The sequence below is a fragment of the Streptomyces sp. NPDC052042 genome, assembly GCF_044548345.1.
GTDB lineage: Bacteria > Actinomycetota > Actinomycetes > Streptomycetales > Streptomycetaceae > Streptomyces.
Map to the genome: position 1 here is coordinate 82,793 of NZ_JBIUBU010000005.1, position 16,920 is coordinate 99,712.

The window sequence follows — 16,920 nt, forward strand, 5'->3', positions numbered from 1 at the left end:
GGGGCGACTGGGGCGCACCGAGGCACAGCCGTTCCGATCAAGGGAACATCTGTGCGGGGGTGGGTTCGATTCTTCCTGGCACCGAGGCCGGCGGCAATGAGCATTCCCCGGAGCCCGACGGGAATGCGGGGAATGTCGGTGATATCCCCCCCCGCTGCGGGGCCCTCGTGGCCGAGTGCTCCCTTGCGGACCTCCCCTCGACCGGCGCCCGGCGGTCCACCCTGCGCGATCCGCCCGTCGCGCTGGGTGAATTGGCCGACAGCCCTCGGCATCGGGTTGCATGAGGGCATGGACAATGTGGAGCTCCGTTCCGAAGCCGATGCCGTCCTCGCCGAACTGGTCGGTGCCCCCGGCAGTTCGGCGCGGCTGCGGGAGGACCAGTGGCAGGCGGTGGCGGCACTGGTGCAGGAACGCCGGCGTGCCCTGGTGGTGCAGCGCACGGGCTGGGGCAAGTCGGCGGTGTACTTCGTCGCCACCGCTCTGCTGCGCCGGCGCGGCTCCGGTCCGACGGTGATCGTCTCGCCGCTGCTGGCCCTGATGCGCAACCAGGTCGAGGCGGCGGAACGGGCCGGTATCCGGGCCCGCACCATCAACTCGGCCAACCCGGAGGAGTGGGAGGCGATCTACGGGGAGGTCGAACGCGGCGAGACCGATGTGCTGCTCGTGAGCCCGGAGCGGCTCAACTCCGTGGACTTCCGCGAGCAGGTGCTGCCCGGGCTCGCGGCCACGACCGGTCTGCTGGTGGTCGACGAGGCGCACTGCATCTCCGACTGGGGCCACGACTTCCGCCCCGACTACCGCCGGCTGCGGGCGATGCTCGGCGACCTCGCCCCCGGTGTGCCGGTGCTCGCCACCACGGCGACCGCGAACGCGCGGGTGACGGCGGACGTGGCGGAGCAGTTGGGCACGGGCGCGGGGGAGGCCCTGGTGCTGCGCGGCTCACTGGAGAGGGAGAGTCTGCGGCTCGGAGTCGTTCTGCTGCCGGACGCCGCGCACCGGCTGGCCTGGCTGGCGGAGCACCTGGACGAGCTGCCGGGCTCCGGGATCGTCTACACCCTGACCGTCGCCGCTGCCGAGGAGGCCACCGCTTTCCTGCGGCAGCGCGGCTTCCGGGTGGCCTCGTACACGGGGCGCACGGAGAACGCCGACCGGCTGCAGGCCGAGGCCGATCTGCAGGAGAACCGGGTCAAGGCACTGATCGCGACCTCGGCGCTGGGCATGGGCTTCGACAAGCCGGACCTGGGATTCGTGGTCCATCTCGGTTCGCCGTCCTCGCCGATCGCCTACTACCAGCAGGTGGGGCGTGCGGGGCGCGGGGTGGAGCGCGCCGAGGTGCTGATGCTGCCCGGCAGGGAGGACGAGGCGATCTGGCGCTACTTCGCCGACACGGCCTTCCCGCCCGAGGCGCAGGTCCGCCAGACCCTCGCCGCCCTCGCGGACGCCGGGCGGCCACTGTCCGTGCCGGCCCTGGAAGCGGCGGTGGACCTCCGGCGCACCCGACTGGAGGCCATGCTCAAGGTCCTCGACGTGGACGGTGCGGTCAAGCGGGTGAAGGGCGGCTGGGAAAACACCGGGCGGCCCTGGACGTACGACACGGAGCGGTACGCCCGGGTGGCGAGGCAACGGGCGGCCGAACAGCAGGCGATGCGCGACTACGTGAGCACGTCCCGTTGCCGGATGGAGTTCCTGCGCAGGCAACTGGACGACGAGGGAGCCGCCCCGTGCGGCCGCTGCGACAGCTGCGCCGGTCCCTGGATCGACGCGTCCGTCTCGGCCGAGGCACTGACGGGGGCGGCGAAGGAACTGGACCGCCCGGGGGTGGAGGTCGAGCCGCGCCGGATGTGGCCGACCGGAATGCCCGCCCTCGGTGTCGACCTCAAGGGGCGCATTCCCGTCGGCGAGCAGTGCTCCACCGGGCGGGCGCTGGGCCGGCTCTCGGACATCGGCTGGGGCAACCGGCTGCGTCCGCTGCTGGCCGAGAACGCGCCCGACGACACGGTCCCGGACGACGTCCTGAAGGCCGCGGTGGCGGTCCTCGCCGACTGGGCGCGCTCCCCGGGCGGCTGGGCTCCGAGCGTCCAGGACGCCTCCGACCGGCCGGTGGGCGTCGTGGCCGTGCCGTCCATGGCCCGCCCGCGACTGGTCGGCTCTCTCGCCCAGGGCATCGCGGACGTCGGACGCCTCCCCTGGCTGGGCGCCCTGACGTACACCGGGACGGGCGGGGCGCACGCGGCACGCCGCAGCAACTCCGCCCAGCGCCTCAGGACCCTCTCCGGCGCCCTCACCGTCTCCGAGGAACTGGCCGCGGCTCTGGCCCGCACCCCGGGCCCCGTGCTGCTCGTGGACGACTACACGGACTCCGGCTGGACCCTCGCCGTCGCTGCCCGGCTCCTCCGCCGGGCAGGCGGTGGACAGGTCCTGCCGCTGGTCCTCGCCGCGGCGGGCTGAGCGGGAGCCGCCGGTGAGCGCTGTCGGAAGCCGGGAAACCATGGCGATCGGCCGCCTCCCGGCGGGCGTTGCGCTCTCCCGAGAACAAGCCGCCCGCCGGAGAGATCCCGGGCTGGGCAAGCAACGGGAACGGCCCGCCCTGCCGTCGGCCCGGAGCCCACGGCGCGACCGGAGAAGCGGGGCCTCGTTCTCCGGCGTCCCGGGCGCGCGGCCCAAGACCCCTTCCGGCAGCGGACTTGTCGGTCGGAATCGTCGGGTCGAGCCGTCGCCGACCGGGCGGGCAGGCACGGCAGCGGTCGAGCCCCGAACGCTGAGCAGGCTACGTCGCTCAGCCCCATACAACACCGCGGCTACGACGAACCGCGAGTCCCCTCCTGCGCCTGTGGATAAAGTTATCCACAGGGGTCGCGGAAACCGGTCGTTCGCGGGACCGTCATCCCATGAACCAGCACCACGAATCCACCGGTCCGGCCGAGGAGCAGCAGATCACCCTGCGTGGCCCCGCCGAACTCGCCGACGCGCTACCGTATCTGATGGGGTTTCACCCGAGTGACAGCGTGGTCATGGTCGCCCTGCACGGCGGCCGCGGCCGCTTCGGCGGGCGGCTGCGGCTCGGGATTCCGGAAGCGCCCCACGAATGGCCGGCTGTCGCCGAGCAACTCGCCGAGTGCCTGATCAAGGGGAGTGAGCGACGCGGGGCACGGCCTGACGCGATCGTCGTCTTCCTCTGCCGGGACCCCGCCGAGGGCGAGAACGGCAACCAGGTCATGGAGCGTCTGCGTCCCCTTGCCCAGAACCTGCGTACGGCCTGCGGAGCGCTCGACGTACCCGTGCTCGAGGCGCTCTGCATTTCCGACGGCCGGTACTGGTCGTACTGCTGCCCTGACGAACGCTGCTGCCCGGTCGAGGGGAACCGGATGGCGATGCCCGGTACCTCGGTGATGGCGGCCGCCGCGGCCTATGCGGGCATCCAAGTGCGCGGCACGCTGCGGGAGATGGAGGCCAGGCTCGCACCGCTGGCCACCTCGGCCGTGGCTGAGCAGCAACGCGCGCTCGACTCGGCCGGTGCCGAGCTGATCCCGAAGATCCTCGACGAGGTGGGGCGCGAGGACGTGTGCCGGCAGACCCTCGATCTCGTCCGGCGGCTCATGGAACGCCTGAGGGAAGCGCCGACGACGACACCCTCCGCGTCCGACGTCGACGACGACCGGCTGATCGGCCACGACGAGGCCGCCGCGGTGATCCTCGGTCTGCAGGACCGGGAGACGCGCGACAGGGCCGCGGAATGGATGGAAGGGCCCGAAGCCGACTGTGCGCTGAGGCTCTGGCGCGCACTCGCGCGACGTTGTGTCGCACCGTACGAGGAACACGCCGCCGCTCCGCTGACCCTGGCCGGGTGGGTCTCCTGGTCGACCGGTGACGAGCCCGGTGCGCGGGTGGCGCTCGGTCTCGCCCTGCGGGCAGACCCCCACTACACCTTCGCCCAGCTCCTCCACGAGGCGTGCAATCAGGGGCTGGACCCGGAAACCCTGCGCCGTTGCCTCCGCGGCTCGCGCAGTGCCCGCACGGCCGAGCAGGAGCAGGCCGTCGAGCGGACCGAGAGCCCCCGCGAGGAACGCCGCGCACGGCACCGGGCCGTCCACCCCGCTTCCACGCGGCGGAGGAAGTCGCTGCGGGGGCCGGTCTGCCCGGGACCGACATCCTCTCGACGCCGTTCGGGCCGGACGCCCTCGAACCGCCGCGGCTCCAGGAGCGGTTGACGACGGCGGCGCCCCGTGGCCCCCTCGCGCCGCTCGGTCGCGTTCCGCGGAGCGCGACGGGTACGGACAAGGGATGACCGCGACCTACGGGCCGCAGCCCGTGGGGTGGCGAACCGGCCGGCCCCGCCGTGCCGACGGTCGCCGTCCGGTGCAACGGCGGCCGACGCGCGACCCCGCCGCCTGCGGGCCGGCGGCGCCGTGGCCGCGCCTCTGTCCGTCCCACCCTGCGCGGGACGGACGGGAGCGATGGCCGTGCCCCGCCCGCAATCCGGACCATTCGGGAAGACGGGCAAGGCGTGGGGTGCAACGAACGGGACGACGGTGACAAGTGCGCCCGAGGACACGGCGAAGGGAGTGTTTATCGTCAGGAAGACGACTATGATCGCGGCATGCCGCCCTACGACCCGTCGACCTTTCCGCCGTTCGCAGTCACCGTCGACCTGGTTGTGCTCACGGTGCGCCGTCACGCGCTCTGTGCGCTGGTGATCCGTCGTGGTGAGCCGCCGTTCCAGGGCAGGTGGGCGCTGCCCGGTGGTTTCGTCAGAGCCGATGAGGACCTCGGCGCCGCCGCGGCGCGCGAACTGGTCGAGGAGACCGGCCTGTGCGCCCAGGACCCGGCGGCTCCGGCAGTCTGCAACGGTGCGCACCTGGAGCAGCTGGCCACGTACGGCGCCCCCGGGCGCGATCCCCGGATGAGGGTCGTCAGCGTCGCTCATCTGGCGCTGGCCCCGGACCTGCCCGCGCCCCGGGCGGGCGGCGACGCGAACTACGCCCGCTGGGCACCGGTCGAAGACCTGCTCGGGCCGGGGAACGGGGACGGCCGCGAGGGCGAGAGCCAGGCAGCGCTCGCCTTCGATCACGCGCAGATCCTCGCCGACGGTGTCGAACGGGCGCGCTCCAAGATCGAGTACTCCTCCCTGGCCACCGCCTTCTGCCCGCCGGAGTTCACGGTCGGTGAGCTTCGGCGGGTTTACGAGGCGGTGTGGGGTGTGGTCCTGGACCCACGGAACTTCCACCGCAAGGTGACGGGCACCCCGGGCTTCCTCGTGCCTTCCGGAGGAACGACCACCCGGCAGGGTGGCCGCCCCGCTCAGCTCTTCCGGGCCGGCGCGGCGACGGTGCTCAACCCGCCGATGCTGAGACCGGAGGTCTGACGTCGTGGATCGTCCGCGGGGCGACGCCGCGCGGAACACCGGACACGTCGCGTCGCCCTGCCGCGGCCGAGACGGCGGCTCCGGCCCTCCCTGCGGTTGTTCTGCCGCCTCCGCGAGCGGCTACTCCCTTGCGCACGTCGGTCATTTGGAACCCATCACCGCAACCATCCAAAGCCGGGCGTGAGTTGAGGGGTGGCCGTGGGGTGCGACTGGGCTGGTGGTCAGCCCGGTGTCGGCGTCTTCGAAGGGAGACGGCCGATGCTGTCGCCGTACTCGCCGTGCCTGAGCCCGCCGGTCCGTTGGTTCGGGGTCGACGGGCTGCCCGGCAGGCTGTGCGAACGGGTCCGGTCGTGTCGGCCGTGCGAGGCGGAGCGGTGGTCTGCGGCCGTCATGCGCGGGGCGACGCGCCAAGCTGTGGTGCGATGTCGTTGCCGCTGTCGAGCCCGGTCGCGCAATGCGCTCACTCGCCTTCGAGGCGGAGTTTGTTGGTGATCGGGCACGGCGGAGAGCCGTTGCGCGATCACAACTCCCTTGAAAATGCCTGAATTGCGGAGAAAAGGCGTCAATTGGGGGGCGGGTGCCGATCACCCTTTCGTGTGCTTTTCACCAAAGACCTCAAGGGGTGGAGGAGCCACGCCGACAAAGGATGCGTGAGTACCCTTGCGCACACCATGATGACCGCCGCCCGCTCCGCCGATTCCGGTCTCGCCGGCCCGGGTGAACTCGACCGCTACTCGTATGCGGAGGCGCCCGCCGGCGAGCGTGCCGCTCTGCGTTCCTGGGAAGGGTCCGATGTCGAGCTCGGCCGGGCCGGCCGACGGGGCTCGGCCAGCCGGGGACGCGGCCTGCACGGCCAACTCGTTCAGCAGCTGGGCCAGATGATCGTCTCCGGAGACCTGGGTGCCGACCGCCCCCTCGTGCCGGAGGAGATCGGCCAGCGCTTCGAGGTCTCCCGTACCGTCGTACGCGAATCACTGCGTGTCCTCGAGGCCAAGGGCCTGGTCAGCGCCCGGCCCAACGTGGGCACGCGGGTCCGCCCCGTCAGTGACTGGAATCTGCTCGATCCCGACATCATCGAATGGCGCGCCTTCGGCCCGCAGCGCGAGGACCAGCGGCGTGAGCTGGGGGAGCTGCGGTGGACCATCGAGCCGCTCGCGGCCCGTCTCGCGGCGGGTCACGGTCGCGAGGACATCCAGCAGCGCCTCGCCGACATGGTCGAGATCATGGGGCACGCGCTCGGGCAGGGCGATGTGATCACCGGCTCGCGAGCCGACGCGGAGTTCCACTCCCTGCTCATCCAGGCGGCGGGCAACCGCATGCTGGAGCACCTGTCCGGAATCGTCGCGGCGGCCCTGCAGGTGTCGGGCGGCCCCGCCACCAGCTGCGACCGTCCCACCGAGGCGTCCCTTGCCCATCATGCCCGGATCGTCGACGCCCTCGCTTCCGGCGACGCGTCGGGGGCCGAGGCCGCCATGCGCCAACTGCTCGTCGTCCACCCCGAGGTGGAACGGGTGGTGCCCGCCCCTCGCGAGCACTGAACACAGCGCGGTCAGGGTGTGTGAACCGTGTGTCGCCGGACCCCCGTGGTCCGGCGACATAATTGTGGTGAGATGACTGTCCTGATTGCTTTCGCCGCAAATGAGGTGTGACTCGGGCCACGCGGATTGGGCGTAACACTCCTCGAAGCAGTGCGATGACCTAAGAGGTGACCGCCACGGAAGGAATACAGCAGCCGTTCAGTGCGCTGTGCAGTTCTGAGGCCAAACCCGCGCCGTCGGTACATTCCCAGCCCGGCGGTCGTCGGCTCCGGTCCTCTCCAGGGCCGGGCCGGAAGCCGTTTCCATCGTTCCGAGAGGTTGTTCGTGTCGGCCAGCACATCCCGTACGCTCCCGCCGGAGATCGCCGAGTCCGAGTCTGTGATGGCGCTCATCGAGCGAGGAAAGGCTGCTGGGCAGATCGCCGGCGATGACGTGCGTCGGGCCTTCGAGGCTGACCAGATTCCGCCAACCCAGTGGAAGAATGTTCTGCGCAGCCTCAATCAGATCCTCGAGGAAGAGGGTGTGACGCTGATGGTCAGTGCCGCGGAGCCGTCCAAGCGTGCCCGTAAGAGCGTCGCAGCGAAGAGTCCTGCCAAGCGCACCGCCACCAAGACCGTCGCGGCCAAGACGGCCGTGACCAGGACCGTTGCGGCCGCTGCCGCCCCGTCGGCGGAGGCCGCGGGGGCGGTGGCCGACGGTGCGGCCTCGGCTGGACCCGCGAAGAAGGCGGCAGCCAAGAAGACGGCGGCGAAGAAGACCGCCGCGAAGAAGACAACGGCGAAGAAGACCGCGACCAAGAAGGCCGCCAAGCAGGACGACGACCTCCTCGACGGCGAGGAACTGGTCGAGGAGGTCAAGGTCGGCAAGCCCGAGGACGAGGAGGGCGAGGGCGAGAACAAGGGCTTCGTCCTCTCCGACGACGACGAGGACGACGCGCCCGCGCAGCAGGTCGCCGTCGCCGGCGCCACCGCGGACCCGGTCAAGGACTACCTGAAGCAGATCGGCAAGGTCCCGCTCCTCAACGCCGAGCAGGAGGTCGAACTCGCCAAGCGCATCGAGGCCGGCCTGTTCGCGGAGGACAAGCTGGCGAACTCCGACAAGCTCGCGCCGAAGCTCAAGCGCGAGCTGGAGATCATCGCCGAGGACGGCCGCCGGGCCAAGAACCACCTGCTGGAGGCCAACCTCCGTCTCGTGGTGTCGCTGGCCAAGCGCTACACCGGTCGCGGCATGCTCTTCCTGGACCTGATCCAGGAAGGCAACCTCGGTCTGATCCGCGCGGTCGAGAAGTTCGACTACACCAAGGGCTACAAGTTCTCCACGTACGCCACCTGGTGGATCCGCCAGGCGATCACCCGCGCCATGGCCGACCAGGCCCGCACCATCCGCATCCCGGTGCACATGGTCGAAGTCATCAACAAGCTCGCGCGTGTGCAGCGTCAGATGCTCCAGGACCTGGGCCGTGAGCCCACGCCGGAGGAGCTGGCCAAGGAACTCGACATGACGCCCGAAAAGGTCATCGAGGTCCAGAAGTACGGCCGTGAGCCGATCTCCCTCCACACTCCGCTGGGTGAGGACGGGGACAGCGAATTCGGTGACCTGATCGAGGACTCCGAGGCGGTCGTCCCGGCCGACGCGGTCAGCTTCACGCTCCTCCAGGAACAGCTGCACTCGGTGCTCGACACGCTCTCCGAACGCGAGGCGGGCGTGGTCTCGATGCGCTTCGGCCTCACCGACGGCCAGCCGAAGACGCTGGACGAGATCGGCAAGGTCTACGGCGTGACGCGTGAGCGCATCCGCCAGATCGAGTCGAAGACCATGTCGAAGCTGCGCCACCCGTCGCGTTCGCAGGTGCTGCGCGACTACCTCGACTAGTGCCGCTCCCGGCACTGGTGCGACTGCCTCCACCAGTGCCGGACCGGTGGGTCCGCCCGGGGCACTGGGCCGGGCCCGGTCGGAAGGGGCGTGCCGAGGGCCCGGCTCCCGTGGGAGCCGGGCCCTCGGCGTATCTGCGGGTGCGGTCGGGGTCGGTTGCGATCACCCTGGGTAGGAGGTGTCCACTGCAGAGTCAGGAGCGCGCATGTCCCGTACCGTCTTCCGTGCCTTGTCAGGGGCGCTTGCCCTGGTTGCCGCCACGGTCGCGATACCGCTCGGAGCCTCCGCTCCCGCCGCCGCTGACAGCATCGTCATCGGTGGCCAGCCCGCATACGTCAAGGACAGCCCCTGGGTCGTGGCCCTGTCCAGCCGGGAGCGGTTCGGGGAGACGCGCGCCGGTCAGTTCTGCGGGGGCGTCGTCGTGGCGCCGAAGAAGGTCCTCACCGCCGCGCACTGCCTGAGCCAGGAGGCGCTCGGCGTCGACCTGGACCGGGTGCGCGACCTCAAGGTGATCGCGGGCCGGGACAGTCTGCGCGGAATCGACGGGCAGGAGATCCCCGTACAGGCGGCCTGGAGCAACCCCGCATTCGATCCCGCGACGAACAAGGGGGATCTGGCGGTGCTCACCCTGGCCGAGCCGCTCCCCGCCGAGAGCGTGGTCCCCTTGGCCGAGTCCGGTGACGCGGCGTACGAGCCAGGCACGAGCGCGATGGTCTACGGATGGGGTGACACCACGGGCAACAGCGATTACGCCTCGTCACTCCGGGCGGCGAAGGTGAGCGTGCTGCCGGACAGCATGTGCGAACGCGTCTACCCGGGGGGCAGGGGCGGCACCTACGACGCGTCGACGATGCTCTGCGCGGGTGAACCGCAGGGCGGGTACGACTCCTGCCAGGGGGACAGCGGGGGGCCGCTGGTGGCCCGTGGGCGGCTCATCGGACTGGTGTCCTGGGGGAACGGCTGCGGTCACGCAGGCAGCCCCGGTGTGTACACCCGTATCTCCGCCGCCATCGACTGGATGCCGGAGCGTGTCTGAACGGCACCGGACCGTGACGACAAGAGCGGGCGGCTCCTCCGGGAGGCCGCCCGCGGCCCGGTCGTGACCTGGCCCTGGCTCGTCGTGGATGCGAGGTGTCAGTGCCGTTCCTCTTCGACGGCGTGGCCCTGCACGGCCGTCAGCCTGTTCGTCTCATCCTGTATCTCTGCGGCGATCTTCTTGAGTTCCGGCTCGAACTTGCGACCGTGGTGGGCGCAGAAGAGCAGCTCACCACCGCTGATCAGGACGACGCGCAGGTATGCCTGGGCGCCGCAGCGGTCGCAGCGGTCTGCTGCGGTCAGCGGGCTCGCGGGGGTCAGAACAGTAGTCACGTCGCCTCTTCTCTAGCTCGACGAGCTGTCGTACCAGGGTCAACATCCAACCAGGCCGAAAACGTTCCCGCTCGTGGCTTTTCTTTGAAACTTCTTCTCGGGATGGCTGTCTGTCGCCGGGTGGCGGCGAATGTGCCGTATTGCGTAGCACTACGGTTTCGCGTTGCTTGTCTCAGTGGATCGGTCCTCCCGGCCGGCTTGCCGGTTTGTTTCATGAGGACGTGCCCGGAGCCTAAATGGTTCATGCCTGGAAAGGAACGTGATGTGCGCGTCACCCCCACGAGGGATCGAACGTGCATGCGAAGCTGGACTAGTGTGAGGGTTCTCGGAGGGTGGCGTGACAACCGCTCTACCAGGCCTCGGTACCCTCTCAGCGGCGACCGAAGCCGAACGCCTTACCCACTGGGCCCCAGCAAGAAATTCAGCGAGGAGCGAACCGCGTGACCGCCGATACGTCCGTGCCGTCCACTGCGCTGCTGACCGGAGCAGACCGAGAGGGTTCCAACTACACCGCGCGGCACCTCCTCGTACTCGAAGGGCTCGAAGCGGTTCGCAAGCGTCCCGGCATGTACATCGGGTCCACGGACAGCCGTGGCCTCATGCACTGCCTCTGGGAGATCATCGACAACTCCGTCGACGAGGCCCTGGGCGGCTACTGCGACCGCATCGAGGTCATCCTCCATGACGACAATTCCGTGGAGGTCAGGGACAACGGCCGGGGCATCCCCGTCGACGTCGAGCCCAAGACGGGCCTGTCCGGCGTCGAGGTCGTGATGACCAAGCTGCACGCCGGCGGAAAGTTCGGGGGCGGTTCGTACGCCGCGTCGGGCGGTCTGCACGGCGTCGGCGCCTCCGTGGTCAACGCCCTCTCCGCCCGGCTCGACATCGAGGTGGACCGCAGCAGTGCGACCCACTCGATCAGCTTCCGCCGGGGAGTCCCGGGGATCTTCACCGAACAGGGGCCGGACAGCCCCTTCGACCCGGCCAACGGCCTGATCAAGGGCAAGCGGGTGCCGAAGACCCGCACCGGCACCAGGATCCGCTACTGGGCGGACCGGCAGATCTTCCTGAAGGACGCCAAGCTCGGTCTGGAGACCCTCCACCAGAGGGCGCGGCAGACGGCCTTCCTCGTCCCCGGCCTCACGATCGTCGTGCGCGACGAGCGCGGTCTCGACGGTGAGGGGAAGTCGGAGGAGGTCTTCCGCTTCGACGGCGGGATCAGCGAATTCTGCGAGTACCTCGCGCCGGACAAGGCGGTCTGTGACGTGCTGCGCCTGACCGGGCAGGGCACGTTCAAGGAGACCGTGCCGGTCCTGGACGAGCGCGGGCACATGACGGCGACCGAGGTCACCCGGGAACTCGGGGTCGACATCGCGCTGCGCTGGGGCACCGGGTACGACACCACCATCAAGCCCTTCGTCAACATCATCGCCACCCCCAAAGGCGGTACGCACGTCACCGGGTTCGAACGCTCCGTGACCAAGACCCTCAACGAGGCCCTGCGTTCCGCGAAGCTGCTCCGGGTTGCCGAGGACGACATCGTCAAGGACGACGCGTTGGAGGGGCTCACCGCGGTCGTCACCGTGCGGCTGGCGGAGCCGCAGTTCGAGGGGCAGACCAAGGAGGTGCTCGGCACCTCGGCGGCCAACCGGATCGTCGCCAACATCGTCGGCAAGGAGCTCAAGGCGTTCCTGACCTCGACGAAACGCGATGCCAAGGCACAGGCCAGGGCGGTGCTGGACAAGGCCGTCGCCGCCGCACGCACCCGTATCGCCGCCCGTCAGCACAAGGACGCCCAGCGCCGGAAGACGGCACTGGAGTCCTCCTCGCTGCCGGCGAAGCTCGCCGACTGCCGCAGCGACGACGTCGACCGCAGCGAGCTCTTCATCGTCGAGGGCGACTCCGCGCTGGGCACGGCCAAGCTCGCGCGGAACAGCGAGTTCCAGGCGCTGCTGCCGATTCGGGGAAAGATCCTCAACGTGCAGAAGGCGTCCGTCTCGGACATGCTGAAGAACGCCGAGTGCGGGGCGATCATCCAGGTCATAGGAGCCGGGTCCGGGCGGACCTTCGACGTCGACGCGGCCCGCTACGGGAAGATCGTGCTGCTGGTGGACGCCGACGTCGACGGCGCGCACATCCGCATCCTGCTGCTGACGCTGTTCCAGCGCTACATGCGGCCCATGGTCGAGGCGGGCCGGGTCTTCGCGGCCGTTCCCCCGCTGCACCGGATCGAACTCGTCCAGCCCAAGAAGGGCCAGGACAAGTACATCTACACGTACTCCGACAACGAACTGCGCGAGCGGCTCATGGAACTGAAGCGGAAGAACATCCGGTACAAGGATTCGATCCAGCGCTACAAGGGGCTGGGCGAAATGGACGCCGACCAGCTGGCGGAGACCACGATGGACCCCCGCCACCGCACGCTGCGGCGCATCAACATCGGCGACCTGGAAGCGGCCGAGCAGGTCTTCGACCTGCTGATGGGGAACGAAGTGGCGCCCCGCAAGGAGTTCATCACCAACTCGGCCGCCACCCTCGACCGCTCGCGCATCGACGCCTGAGCCCTGCCGTCTCCACCCGGTCTCCACCCGCCGGTGGAGACGGCAGCCCGCCGGGCCGCGGCTTTGGTGCCGAGGGAGCCTCCGTACGGGGCTGCAACGTCGGCGGGCGTACCTCGGGGCAGTTCCGCGCCGTCGTCGCGGGGGTCAGGCTCGGCTCGTCGGCCTTTGTCGCCCATGACCTCTACGCCTCGCTCAGGCATCCGGGGGCCGGGCGGTACAGCGAGGTCACCGTGGCCCGGTTCGCCGCGGCGGGGATCGGGGTGCATCGGGGAACCGCATGGCACGGAGCCGGCCCCTGCCCGGCGGGTATCCCACCGCCGGTCAGGGGCCGTGCCGTGACCGATGGGCGGAGACCCCGCGGCGTCAGTCCCCGCCCGGCGCGGCCCGCTCGCCGGCCGAGGGCAGCGGCTGAGGGGGGCGGGGGCCGCTGTACTGGCCGGTGGGCCGTATGCGCAGCGGCCGTTCCGCGTACTCCTCCAGGGCGTGCGCGATCCAGCCCGCCGTGCGGGACACCGCGAACACCGTCTCGCCCGCCTCCGCGGCCATGCCCGAGGAGACCGACAGCACGGCCAGCGCCAGGTCGACATTGGCGTGCAGAGGCGTGTGGCGGGCGGCCGTGGCGACCACATCGCGCGCGGCGGCGAGGGCGGGAGCGGCTCGGGGCACGTCCGCGAGCAGGGCGAACAGCGCCCTCGCCCGTGGGTCCTCGGAGGCGTAGAGCCGGTGGCCGAGCCCCGGCACGCCGCGTCCGGCACGTAGATGATCCGCCACCACCGGAACGGCGCTGCCACGTTCCAGGACCTCGGTCAGCATCCGGTGCGCGAGGCCGCTCGCCGCCCCGTGCAACGGGCCCTCCAGAACCCCGAGGCCCGCGGAGACCACCGCGTACGGGTGGGCATGGGCGGACGCGGCCACCCGGGCGGCCAGGGTCGAGGCGGCGAGATCGTGGTCGATCAGCAGGGCGAGCGCGGTGTCCAGCACCACGAGGGACGGTTCGTCCGCCGGGCGGGCGGTGAGCCTCGGCCACAGCCGTCGGGCGAGCCCGGGTTCCGCGCCGGACGTCCGCCCCTTCCCGTCATCGGCGGAGGCGGCGCCGGGCGCCGGGGGCAACGCGCGGACCAGCGTCGGGATCAGGTTTCGCGCGCTTGCCAGCACCGACTCGCGCGAGAGGTCGAAGCGGAGCGGATCGGCCGTCGCCGCGGCGACCACGGCCACCCGCAACCGGTCCGTCGGGCCGCTGTGGGCGGGCAGCGCACCGACCGCCCGGCGTGCCGCCGCCAGGGCCTCTGCGGGGGCCGTGAAGCGGATCCCCGGCCGCAGAACACCGGTCCAGAGCCACTCGGCGACCTCCTCGTAGGCGTAGCGCCGGGCCAGTTCCGTCGCGTCGACCCCGCGGAAGTAGTAACGGTCGCCGTCGATCAGCGTGATGCCGGTACGGAAGACCAGGTCGCCGGTGGCGGCAGAGGGTTCACGGCGACCCGAGCGGCGGGCCAGCGCGTCCACCTCCGCGGCGTCGAACGTGCTGCCTCTCCCGCCGGGGGCGCGCCTGCTGCTCAGCTGGCCCCGGCTGACATAGGCGTACACCGTCTCCGGCTTCACTCCGAGACGCTCCGCCGTCTCCTTCGTGCTGAGCCGCCGCGATGCCACCCCGTCGTGACCGGTCCCGGAAACCTCCTGCTCCTTCATGTGCCGACTGTATCCATATTGATTCAGTCAATGTTGACACCATTGAAGTCAATCATGAATGGTCGGATCAATATCGATGGTCCGGCGGAACGCTCATGAAGGAGAACGATGAGGAGAACGACGCAGAACACGACCGGCGGAAGCCCGATCGAGGTGCCCCGGGGACTCGCGGGTGTCGTCGTCACGGACACGTCACTCGGCGATGTCCGCGGGCGCGAGGGCTTCTACCACTACCGGCAGTACTCGGCGATCGAACTGGCGCTGACCCGGAGCTTCGAGGACGTCTGGTACCTGATGTCCGAGGGCGAACTGCCCGACGCCGCCGCCCGGGACGCCTTCACCGCCCGGACCGCCGGGCTGCGACGGCTGCCCGCGGAGGTGCGGGACGCCCTGCCCGCCATAGCCCGCGCGGGGGCCGGCGCCGGCCCCTTGGCAGGTCTGCGCACCGCCCTCTCGCTCCTGGGTGCGTCGGCGGGCTTCCGGCCGGTGTACGACGTCGACACCGACCGCCGCCGCGCCGACGCGCTGGCCGCCTGCGCCGCCGTCCCCACCGTGCTCGCCGCCCTGTACCGGCTCGGGCAGGGGCTCGAACCGGTCGAGCCCCGCGACGACCTGCCGCACGCCGCCAACTACCTGTACATGCTCGACGGCTCGCTGCCGGACGCCGCCCGCGTGCGGGCCGTGGAGCGGTACCTGATCTCCACGGTCGACCACGGCTTCAACGCCTCGACGTTCACCGGCCGGGTCGTCGCCTCCACCGGCGCCGACGTCGCCGCGTGCCTGGTGGCGGCCGTCGGTGCCCTCTCCGGCCCGTTGCACGGCGGGGCGCCCAGCCGCGCCCTGGACACCCTGGACGCCATCGGGACCCCCGACCGGGCCGACGGCTGGATTCGTGAACGGGTGCGCGCGGGGGAGCGGATCATGGGATTCGGCCATCCCGTCTACCGCACCGAGGACCCCCGCTCCCGCATGCTCCGGGGCATCGCCCAGGACTTCGGCGGTCCTCTCGTCGACCTGGCCGTCGAGGTGGAGCGGCAGGTCGAGGCGATCCTCGCCGAGCTCAAGCCGGGCCGCGAACTCCACACCAACGTGGAGTTCTACGCCGGAGTCGTCATGGAGCTGTGCGGGCTGCCGCGCGAGATGTTCACACCGACGTTCTGCGTGGCCCGAGCCGTCGGCTGGAGCGCCCATATCCTGGAGCAGGCGGAGGACTCGAAGATCATCCGCCCGGCGGCCCGTTACGTCGGCACGCCTCCGCCGCAGCCGGTCCCGACGCCCTGACGACCCCGAGGAAGGTCCCGTTGAACCCGTTGTCCCCGCCCCGCACGAAGCAGATTCCGGTCATCGTCCTTGCGGGGTTCCTGGGGTCGGGCAAGACGACATTGCTCAACCACCTCCTCCACAACCGTGCGGGAAACCGGATCGGAGTGATCGTCAATGACTTCGGTTCGATTGAAATCGATGCGATGACGGTCTCGGGGCAGGTCGGTTCGACGGTCTCGCTCGGCAACGGCTGCCTGTGCTGCGCGGTCGACGCGAGTGAACTCGACGCCTTCCTGGAGATGCTGACCCGGCCGTCCGCGCGCCTCGACGTGATCGTCATCGAGGCCAGCGGGCTGGCGGAGCCGCAGGAACTCGTGCGGATGCTCCTGGCCAGCGACAATCCGCACATCATGTACGGCGGGCTGGTGGAGGTCGTCGACGCGGCGGAGTTCGAGGCCACCCGACGGCGTCACCCGGAGATCGACCGCCATCTGGCCGTCGCCGATCTCGTCGTCCTGAACAAGGCCGACCGGGTCGGGGACGAGGAACTGGCACGCATCCGCGAGACCGTCGCCGCGACCGGCACGCCGGGTGCCGACGGACCGGCGGGCGGCACAGCGGGCGCGGTCATCTGCGCCACGTACGGGCGCGTCGACCCCGAGCTGCTCTTCGATCCGTCGCTGCGCCCGGACGGCGAGGACAAGGCACGCCAGCTCAGCTTCGAGGATCTGCTCCTGGCGGAGCGGGCCGAGGGGGAGGGGACCGGTGCCGGACACGAGCATCATCTGCACGCGGCGTACGAAAGCGTGTCCTTCACCGCCGACGTGCCCATGGACCCCCGTCGGCTGATGGAGTTTCTGGACTCCCGGCCGCAGGGACTCTACCGGATCAAGGGGTTCGTCGACTTCGGCGCGGGCGACCGCGCCAACCGGTACGCGGTGCACGCGGTCGGCCGGTTCCTGCGGTTCGAGCCGCAGCCGTGGGCGCGCGACGAACCGTGCCTCACCCAGCTGGTGCTGATCGGCTCGGGCATCGACCCGGAGGCCCTGCACAAGGAGCTGACCGACTGCCGTCAGACGGATGCGCCGACCGCCGACGCGCCGGACCCGGACGCACCGGAACCGGCTGCGCCGAGCCCGGAGGTCGCCGCGCCGTACGCGGCGCAGGACACCGCACTCGAACGGGGCATGTGGGGCGTCCTGCGGTATGTGCGGCGGCCCGACGACGAGGAATGATGGACGAGGAATGACGAGGGAGGTGGCGGGGAGCG

Annotated in this window: 11 protein-coding genes; 9 read left to right on the plus strand and 2 right to left on the minus strand. The window is 70.7% G+C overall.

The genetic code is table 11. The annotated features are described in order from the left end of the window. Positions 1-288 precede the first annotated feature (288 nt). The 6 genes from ACIHCL_RS11610 (at position 289) to ACIHCL_RS11635 (ending at position 9,808) form a co-directional block, all read left to right on the plus strand. On the plus strand, positions 289-2,448 hold the full coding sequence (locus ACIHCL_RS11610; RefSeq protein ID WP_399859990.1) for a DEAD/DEAH box helicase: 2,160 nt from the start codon (positions 289-291) through the stop codon (positions 2,446-2,448). Positions 2,449-2,888: 440 nt separating this feature from the next. Then, the gene (locus ACIHCL_RS11615) at positions 2,889-4,208 is read left to right on the plus strand and encodes a DUF4192 domain-containing protein (RefSeq protein WP_399859992.1); all 1,320 of its coding nucleotides are present in this window, start codon (positions 2,889-2,891) and stop codon (positions 4,206-4,208) included. 389 nt (positions 4,209-4,597) lie between these two features. Next, positions 4,598-5,362, plus strand: a complete 765-nt coding sequence (locus tag ACIHCL_RS11620; RefSeq protein WP_399859995.1) for an NUDIX domain-containing protein — start codon at positions 4,598-4,600, stop codon at positions 5,360-5,362. Between the two features lie 650 nt (positions 5,363-6,012). After that, complete coding sequence (locus ACIHCL_RS11625) at positions 6,013-6,900, plus strand: FadR/GntR family transcriptional regulator (RefSeq protein WP_399859998.1); 888 nt, start codon at positions 6,013-6,015, stop codon at positions 6,898-6,900. 324 nt (positions 6,901-7,224) lie between these two features. Continuing rightward, positions 7,225-8,772: an RNA polymerase sigma factor gene (locus ACIHCL_RS11630; RefSeq protein ID WP_399860000.1), complete on the plus strand. Its 1,548-nt coding sequence runs from the start codon at positions 7,225-7,227 to the stop codon at positions 8,770-8,772. Positions 8,773-8,977: 205 nt separating this feature from the next. Next, positions 8,978-9,808 (plus strand): S1 family peptidase, encoded by an 831-nt coding sequence (locus ACIHCL_RS11635; protein ID WP_399860003.1) that lies wholly within the window; start codon positions 8,978-8,980, stop codon positions 9,806-9,808. A 98-nt stretch (positions 9,809-9,906) separates the two neighbouring features. Here the strand turns inward: ACIHCL_RS11635 and ACIHCL_RS11640 are convergent, their stop codons facing one another. Further along, entirely contained in the window at positions 9,907-10,140 is a 234-nt protein-coding gene (locus ACIHCL_RS11640; RefSeq protein ID WP_399860006.1) for a hypothetical protein, read from the minus strand. A 440-nt stretch (positions 10,141-10,580) separates the two neighbouring features. Between ACIHCL_RS11640 and ACIHCL_RS11645 the strand changes: the two genes are divergently transcribed. Continuing rightward, positions 10,581-12,701: a type IIA DNA topoisomerase subunit B gene (locus ACIHCL_RS11645; protein WP_399860008.1), complete on the plus strand. Its 2,121-nt coding sequence runs from the start codon at positions 10,581-10,583 to the stop codon at positions 12,699-12,701. Positions 12,702-13,064: 363 nt separating this feature from the next. On the opposite strand, the gene ACIHCL_RS11650 is transcribed toward ACIHCL_RS11645, so the two are convergent. Beyond that, positions 13,065-14,387 carry a citrate/2-methylcitrate synthase gene (locus tag ACIHCL_RS11650; RefSeq protein ID WP_399860010.1) on the minus strand — a complete coding sequence of 441 codons (1,323 nt, stop codon included), beginning with the start codon at positions 14,385-14,387 and terminating at the stop codon, positions 13,065-13,067. Between the two features lie 108 nt (positions 14,388-14,495). Here ACIHCL_RS11650 and ACIHCL_RS11655 point away from each other — a divergent pair, with 108 nt between their 5' ends. Both ACIHCL_RS11655 and ACIHCL_RS11660 read left to right on the plus strand, forming a co-directional pair. Continuing rightward, positions 14,496-15,668, plus strand: coding sequence for a citrate synthase (locus tag ACIHCL_RS11655; protein ID WP_399860013.1), 1,173 nt, complete (start codon positions 14,496-14,498; stop codon positions 15,666-15,668). A 29-nt stretch (positions 15,669-15,697) separates the two neighbouring features. Further along, positions 15,698-16,885, plus strand: a complete 1,188-nt coding sequence (locus tag ACIHCL_RS11660) for a CobW family GTP-binding protein (protein ID WP_399860547.1) — start codon at positions 15,698-15,700, stop codon at positions 16,883-16,885. Positions 16,886-16,920: the final 35 nt, after the last annotated feature.

Bases quoted from the DNA above. Each gene is read 5' to 3' on its own strand.
- ACIHCL_RS11610 (WP_399859990.1), top strand. From the start codon at position 289: ATGGACAATGTGGAGCTCCGTTCCGAAGCCGATGCCGTCCTCGCCGAA.
- ACIHCL_RS11615 (WP_399859992.1), top strand. From the start codon at position 2,889: ATGAACCAGCACCACGAATCCACCGGTCCGGCCGAGGAGCAGCAGATC.
- ACIHCL_RS11620 (WP_399859995.1), top strand. From the start codon at position 4,598: ATGCCGCCCTACGACCCGTCGACCTTTCCGCCGTTCGCAGTCACCGTC.
- ACIHCL_RS11635 (WP_399860003.1), top strand. From the start codon at position 8,978: ATGTCCCGTACCGTCTTCCGTGCCTTGTCAGGGGCGCTTGCCCTGGTT.
- ACIHCL_RS11650 (WP_399860010.1), bottom strand. From the start codon at position 14,387: ATGAAGGAGCAGGAGGTTTCCGGGACCGGTCACGACGGGGTGGCATCG.
- ACIHCL_RS11655 (WP_399860013.1), top strand. From the start codon at position 14,496: ATGAGGAGAACGACGCAGAACACGACCGGCGGAAGCCCGATCGAGGTG.